This is a genomic window from Falsiroseomonas oryziterrae, assembly GCF_021864505.1.
Taxonomy (GTDB): Bacteria; Pseudomonadota; Alphaproteobacteria; order Acetobacterales; family Acetobacteraceae; genus Falsiroseomonas; species Falsiroseomonas oryziterrae.
Genome location: NZ_JAKJIB010000356.1, coordinates 1 through 3,980 on the forward strand (window position 1 = coordinate 1; position 3,980 = coordinate 3,980).

At 70.6% G+C, this 3,980-nt stretch carries 5 protein-coding genes; 2 read left to right on the forward strand and 3 right to left on the reverse strand.

Annotation, left to right across the window (positions count from 1 at the left end; genetic code table 11):
* Nucleotides 1–249: SDR family oxidoreductase (locus L2I40_RS20015; RefSeq protein WP_237216940.1), on the forward strand; the 249-nt coding region annotated here is incomplete at its 5' end.
* Nucleotides 250–252: 3 nt separating this feature from the next.
* On the opposite strand, the gene L2I40_RS20020 is transcribed toward L2I40_RS20015, so the two are convergent.
* Together L2I40_RS20020 and L2I40_RS20025 are read right to left on the reverse strand one after the other, a co-directional pair.
* Entirely contained in the window at nt 253–1,197 is a 945-nt protein-coding gene (locus tag L2I40_RS20020) for a dihydrodipicolinate synthase family protein (protein ID WP_237216941.1), read from the reverse strand.
* 14 nt (nt 1,198–1,211) lie between these two features.
* A complete protein-coding gene (locus L2I40_RS20025; protein WP_237216942.1) occupies nt 1,212–2,060 on the reverse strand; it encodes a sugar phosphate isomerase/epimerase family protein in 849 nt (282 codons plus the stop codon).
* Here L2I40_RS20025 and L2I40_RS20030 point away from each other — a divergent pair.
* Complete coding sequence (locus tag L2I40_RS20030) at nt 2,059–3,246, forward strand: NAD(P)/FAD-dependent oxidoreductase (protein ID WP_237216943.1); 1,188 nt, start codon at nt 2,059–2,061, stop codon at nt 3,244–3,246. The genes L2I40_RS20025 and L2I40_RS20030 overlap by 2 nt on opposite strands.
* Nucleotides 3,247–3,323: 77 nt before the next feature.
* On the opposite strand, the gene L2I40_RS20035 is transcribed toward L2I40_RS20030, so the two are convergent.
* Nucleotides 3,324–3,980 (reverse strand): SDR family oxidoreductase (locus L2I40_RS20035; protein ID WP_237216944.1); only part of this gene is annotated, 657 nt, incomplete at its 5' end.

The window sequence follows — 3,980 nt, forward strand, 5'->3', positions numbered from 1 at the left end:
GGTATCCGCATCAATGCGCTCGGGCCCGGACCGGTCGCGACGGAGGCGCTGCGCGGCCGCGTCGCGACGCGCGCCGCGAGCGGCCTCGGCCCCTCCCCCTCCGCCGCGCTGGCGGCCTATGCCGCGGCGACGCCGCTCGGCCGCATCGCGACGGAGGAGGAGGTCGCCAAGGCCGCCCTGTTCCTGGCGAGCGACCTGTCCTCCGCCGTCACCGGGCGGCTGCTGCGCGTGGATGGCGGGCTGGCTTGACCCTCACGCGGCCTTGCCGGCGGCGAACTCGTCCATCATGCGATCGAGCTTCGCCATCAGCGCCGCGAGCACCTTCACCTTGGCGCGTCCTTCCTCCCCGAGCGAGGCGAAGGTCGTGATCGGCGGGCGGACATCGCCGACCGGATAGCCCGCCGCCGCCGCCAGCGCCTTCGAGTAGCACTGGTGGCCGTAGAGCGGGTGCCCTTCCTTGATGATGTTCGTCATCTCGTCCAGCACGTGCTGGATCGCGGTGGCCTCCCGCACGCGCCCGGCCTCGAGCAGCGGGAACAGCGCCGTGGATGCGCGCGGCGCGTAGTTGCCGTAGGGGTCGACGTAGCCGACCGCGCCGAGCTTGAAGCTCTCCACGACGCGCTCGCCGGCGAAGACGTTCATGACGCCCGCGGTCGCCTCCACGATGTCGAAGACCCGGCCGACATCCATGCTCGCTTCCTTGATGTAGCGGATGTTCGGCAGCTGCTTCGTCAGCTTCGCGACCAGGTGCGGCTTGATGTCCACATGCGTCGTGAAGGGATTGTTGTAGAGCATGATCGGGATCGAGACCGCCTCGCTGATCGCGGCGTAGTAGGCGAAGATCTCGTCCTCGGTCACGGTGTAGTAGTAGGGCGGCGCGATCATTAGCCCATCGGCGCCGAGGCGCTCGGCCATCTTCGCGTGGCGCACCGCAGTCGGCGTGTGGGCGTTGGTGGCACCGACCATCACCGTCATCCTGCCACGGCAATGCGCGACGGTCTCCGCCACGTACTGCTCGCGTTCGGCGTCGGAGACCGTCAGGAACTCGCCGGTGGTGCCGAGGATGATCACGCCCGGCACGCCGCAGGCATGCTGCCAGTCCAGGAAACGCTTCAGCGCGGGCACGTCGATCGCGCTGCCATCCTCGGTGAAGGGCGTGACTGTGACGGTGTGGCAGCCGCGGAACTGCTTGGCCATGCGAACCCCCTCTCTCAGCGCCTGGACGGCCGCTGCTCCCAGCCATGCGCGGCCAGGATGTCGTGGCTTGCCGCGAGATCGCCGTCCGGATCCGTGCCGGGCTGGCAGGCATCCGTGATGATCTCGAGCACGGTCAGGCCGGTATAGCCGATCTCCTGCAGCGCGGCAGCAGCCGGGCCGGGCTGCACCATGCCGGTGCCCAGCCGGTCGTGCTTGAACAACTCGTAGCCGCTGTCGCTGATGTGCACGTTCTTCACGCGGCTGCCGAGCATGCGGATCGCGGCCGCCGGATCCTCCTTGATGTAGGCGCTGTTGCAGACGTCGAAGTTGATCCCGACGGAGGGGTCGATGTCGTTCGCGACGTCCAGCATGTCCTTCGCGGTCGGCAGGAAGGTGAAGGGCACGTTCTCCAGGATGATCTCGGTGCGGCTGCCCTTGGCGAAGGCGACCAGCTCCTTCATGCCTTCCACGAACCACTCCCGCATCCAGGGCACGGGCGGGTTGATCAGCGAGTTCACCGGGCCGGGGATCGCGCAGACATAGGGGCAGTCGAGGTAGTCCGCCAGCTCGACCGCCTCCTTGTAGCGGTCGAGCGTGTAGCGCCGCATGATCGGGCAGGTGCTGTTCGGGTTGTTGTCGAGCAGCGGGTAGCAGAAGCTGGTGACGCGATGGCCCTCGCCCTGCAGCCAGCCGCGCAGCCCGGCCTTCGCCGCCGGTGTCATCGCGGAAGGCCAGAGATGCGGGGGGAAGATCATCAGCTCGAAGTTCCGGTAGCCCTGCGACGCGAGGTGCTTGAGCGCATCCGGCCCGGAATGCGAATAGAGGAACGGGAAGGTCGAGGCGGCGACGCGAAGCTCAGCCATGGCGGGTGACTCCTCTGCGGATCATGTCGCGCGAGAGCGCGCGGACTATGTGGTGATCGGAGGCGGGCTTGCCGGGTGCGCGGTGGCCTATCACCTGGCGCGCGACGGCGGCGCCGACGTGCTGCTGCTCGAGCGGGGCGAGCTGAACGCGGCGGCGTCCGGCAACAACTCGGGCAGCTTCCATGCGCAGATCCCCGTCGAGCCCTTCCTGAACCAGGGCGAGGGCTGGGCGCGACGCTTCGCGCCGACGCTCCACCTGATGATGGCCGGCATCGCGCGCTGGATGGAGCTGCCCGCCGAACTCGCCGCGCCGGAGCTGGAGGTGACTGCGAAGGGCGGCCTGATGGTCGCGCGCCGTCCCGCTGAGCTCGCGATGCTGCGGCGGAAGTCGGCCATCGAGAGGCAGCAAGGGCTCGAGGTGCGCCTGCTGGACCGCGGCGAGCTGCTCGCCCTCGCCCCCTATCTCGCGCCGGATTCGATCGGCGGCACCTACTGCCCGATCGAAGGCAAGGCGAACCCGCTGATGGCGGCCTTCGCCTTCGCCCGTGCCGCGCAGCGTCACGGCGCGCGCATCCTCGGCCGGACCAGGACGATCGGGATGACGCGCGACGGCGATGCGTGGCTGGTCGCGACGGATGCCGGCGTCGTGCGCGCGCGCCGGGTCGTGAACTGCGCCGGCGCCGCCGCCGGAGAGGTCGCCAGCTGGCTCGGCCTCGACCTGGCCGTGGAGGCGCATCCGATCCAGGTCACGGTGACGGAGCGCGTCGCGCCGCTGGTCCCGCACCTGGTCTATTCCGCCGCAGACCGGCTCTCGCTGAAGCAGACGGCGCAGGGCAGCGTGATCATCGGCGGCGGCTGGCCGGCGCGACTGCATCCCGTCACCGGGCTGCCCGTCGTCAGCGAGGAGTCGCTGATCCCGAACCTTCGGCTGGCCATCGCCGCGGTGCCGGCGGTGGCGCGGATGCGCGTGGTGCGGAGCTGGGCCGCGATCGTGAACGGCACGCAGGACTGGCGACCGATCCTCGGCGAGCTGCCGGGCGCGGCGGGCGTCTTCCTCTGCTTCTTCCCCTGGATGGGGTTCACGGCAGGCCCGCATGTCGCGCGCGTGATCGCGGAGCTCGCGCTCGGACGGCGCCGCGCGGACGATCCCGAGATCGCGGGCTTCGCGCCCGGAGCGCTGGCCTAGCCTCGTACGACGCGCGCGATCCACGCTTCCGGTTCTCGGGACGGACCGGCCCTTCGCCCTCCGGCGATCGCGCGCGTTCACAGCATCGCCTCGAGCCGGGTGTTGACGACCAGCTCCGCGACATTCGCCTGGTCCGGCAGGCGCAGCAGCAGGCAGACGATCTCGGCGACGGTCTCCGGCTTGAGCCGCCCCGCCGCCGGCGTCGCGCCCACCAGCCCGGCGATCAGCTCCGTGTCGATCGCGCCGGGGCAAAGGGCGGTGGCGCGCAGTCCATCCGCATGGCCCGCGAAGCGCGCCGCATGGGTCAGCGCCATCAGTGCGTGCTTGGTCATCGCGTAGCCGAGCGGCGCCGACGGATCGCGGATCCGCTTGCCGTCGGTGGAAGCGATGTTGACCAGCCGTCCATGGCCCGCGGCGCGCAGATGCGGCAGCGCGGCCTGGATGGCGCGGAACGGGCCCTTGACGTTGACCTCCCACATCGCGTCGAGGTCGTCCTCAGAGCCTTCCTCGAAGGTCACCTTGCGCAGGATTCCGGCATTGTTCACCAGCGCATCCAGCCGGCCATGCGCGCCGACCGCCTCCGCGATCCAGGACGCGGCGGTGTCGGGGCGCTGCGCGTCGTAGCGATGCCAGGTGACGCGCGGCCCTTCATCGCCGAGTGCCAGCTGCGCCGCGGCGCGCGACGGGTCGCGCGCGCCGAGCGCGAGCGCGAAGCGCTCGGCGTGGAGGCGGCG